Annotated in this window: 1 protein-coding gene; it reads left to right on the top strand. The window is 71.7% G+C overall.

The window, feature by feature from the left end:
• Positions 1-337 precede the first annotated feature (337 nt).
• Complete coding sequence (locus AB0I76_RS27820) at positions 338-2,224, top strand: adenylyl cyclase (RefSeq protein ID WP_357041475.1); 1,887 nt, start codon at positions 338-340, stop codon at positions 2,222-2,224.
• Positions 2,225-2,350: the final 126 nt, after the last annotated feature.

Consider the following 2,350-nt stretch of genomic DNA (forward strand, 5'->3'; position numbering starts at 1 on the left):
ACGGCTCCGGGGCCGCCGACGCCGGTGCGGTCAGCGCGGTCGTCGCCGCGAGGGCCGCTGCGGCCGCCCCCGCCAGGGCGAGGACAGAACGCGGTCGTGTCACGTTTCCTCCCAACAGTGTCCGCCCTGGTGAGCGGCATGTCGGGGACGTTAATTGTTAAATGGCAATTAATCAATGGCCTGTCTGGTCGGCCGGATCGGGGCGCCCCCGGCCTGGCGCGGGACCGCCGGACGGGGTAGAAAGACCCCATCCACGTTCTTCCTCGTCCCGATGGCGGCCGACTCGTCGAGAGAGCGCTCTCTCAGCCGCCCGCGCCAGCGAAAGGACCCGCCACCCATGACGAACCAGCCCTCCCCGCCGGGAGGTCCCGCCCGACGGCGCGTGGCCCGCGCGCTCGTGCTCGGCCTGGTGCTCGCCGCCGTCGCCCCGACGGTCGGTGGGGCCGCGAGCGCGTACCCGCGTCCCGGCGCGCCGACCGACCTCGGGCCGCACGTCACCGTCTTCGACCCGAGCATGCCGGTCGACCAGATCCAGGCCACGCTCGACGCCACCCACGCCCGGCAGGTCGACAACGAGATGGGCACCGAGCGGTACGCGTACCTGTTCAAGCCCGGCACGTACGGCACCCCCGAGCAGCCGCTGCAGATCAAGGTCGGCTACTACACCGAGATCTCCGGCCTCGGCGCCTCCCCCACCGACGTCGTCATCAACGGCAAGGTCGAGGTCTACAACCGGTGCCTGGCCGACGGCGGCACCGGCAACTGCATCGCCCTGGTCAACTTCTGGCGTACGCTGTCGAACCTCTCGATCAACATCGATGCCGCCGGTCAGGACGGCTGCCGGTCCTCGGCCAACTTCTGGGCCGTCTCCCAGGCGGTGTCGGTGCGCCGGGTGGCGGTCAGCGGCGGCACGTTCTCCCTGATGGACTACTGCACCGCCGGTCCGCAGTACGCCAGCGGTGGCTTCATCGCCGACTCGGCACTCCCGTCGGTCGTCAACGGGTCCCAGCAGCAGTGGCTGACCCGCAACAGCGAGGTCGCCGGCTGGTCCAACGGCGTGTGGAACCAGGTCTTCTCCGGCGTGGTCGGCGCCCCGGACGACGCCACCTTCCCCGACCCGCCGTACACGACGCTCCCCACCACCCCGCTGAGCCGGGAGAAGCCGTACCTGTTCGTCGACGAGCGGGGTCGGTACGCCGTACGGGTTCCCGCCGCCGCGCGGGACACCCGCGGCACCAGCTGGTCCGGTGGCATCACCCCGGGACGCACCATCCCGCTGTCGGACTTCCACGTCGCACGGCCGTCGGACCCGGTGCAGACGATCAACCGGGAGCTGGCCCGCGGCAAGCACCTCCTGCTCACCCCCGGTGTCTACGACGTCGACCGCAGCATCCACGTGCGGCGACCGGACACGGTGGTCGTCGGCCTCGGGCACGCCACGCTGACCGCCGTAGACGGCGCGATCCCCCTGGACGTCGCCGGGGTCCCCGGCGTGGTCGTCGCCGGTGTCACGATCGACGCCGGCGCCACCGAGTCGCCGGTGCTGCTGCGGGTGGGCCGCGAGCACGGCCGCAACGCCAGCACGCCGGCCAACCCCCTCACGCTGTCCGACGTGTACTTCCGGGTCGGGGGTCCGCACGTCGGCCGGGCCGACACCGCGCTGCAGGTCAACGCCGACCACGTGCTGATCGACCACACCTGGGTGTGGCGCGGCGACCACGGTGTCGAGGGGTTCACCGAGGGCGTCAACGGTGACACCGACCGCTGGCGGACCAACACCGGGCGGTACGGCGCGGTGATCAACGGCGACGACGTCACCGCCACCGGGCTCTTCGTCGAGCACTTCCAGCGCCACAACACCGTCTGGAACGGCGAACGGGGCACCACCGTGCTCTACCAGAACGAACTGCCGTACGACCCGCCGACGCAGGCGGACTGGATGAACGGCGACGTGCAGGGCTGGGCCGGCTACAAGGTCGGCGACCACGTGCGGACGCACACCCTGCACGGGGGCGGGGTCTACGTGTTCAACCAGAACAACCCGTCGATCCACACCGAGAACGGCTTCGAGGTCCCGGAGACGCCCGGTGTCCGGCTGCGGCACATCATGACCGTCAACCTCAGCGCCGGCACGATCGACCACGTCGTCAACGGTGTGGGCGGCCCCGCCGACACGACCCGCGTGGGCGCACCCGTGTACGTGACGGAGTACCCGGCGCCGTAGACGAACGGGGTCGGGGGGGGGGGGGGGGGGGGCCCCCCCCCCCCCCCCCCCCGGGGGGGGGGGGGGGGGGCGGCACTTCGGCTTCTACACCTCCGGCCAGCTGTTCCTCGAGGAGTACTACGCGCT

Origin of the sequence: Micromonospora sp. NPDC049799, assembly GCF_040656655.1 — a bacterium.
Lineage (GTDB): Bacteria > Actinomycetota > Actinomycetes > Mycobacteriales > Micromonosporaceae > Micromonospora.

Excerpts from the sequence above, each read along its gene's own strand:
- AB0I76_RS27820 (WP_357041475.1), top strand. The coding sequence starts at position 338 with ATGACGAACCAGCCCTCCCCGCCGGGAGGTCCCGCCCGACGGCGCGTG.